This window comes from Acinetobacter sp. UBA2063 (assembly GCF_002333245.1).
GTDB lineage: Bacteria > Pseudomonadota > Gammaproteobacteria > Pseudomonadales > Moraxellaceae > Acinetobacter > Acinetobacter parvus.
In genome coordinates this window covers 1-326 of sequence record NZ_DDAH01000179.1, presented here as the reverse complement: position 1 = coordinate 326, position 326 = coordinate 1, and positions in this window count along the sequence as shown.

The following is a 326-nucleotide window of genomic DNA, read 5'->3' as shown; positions in this document are numbered from 1 at the left end:
AAAAAAGCCCGACATCCTGTCGGGCTTTTTTGTATTTCGCACTTTAGGTATAACTCCTGTCCTACCTCACGTCCTGATGCCTGAACTTATCATTTTTGTTTTATGTTCTGGAACTTCCTGTTCCTGATGGGTTCATAATAGGCAATTTTCTAGTGTATGAAAATGCGCCATTCACTGGAATTGGTGTAAGAAAAAGCGTACAGGGTTTTGTCTTATCCAATATTCTTTTCAAAACCTAACGACATCAATTGACGTAGTAGATAAATTCGTACTTTACTATAAATCACAGATAATTACATAATCATATTAGGACTTACGCATTGACG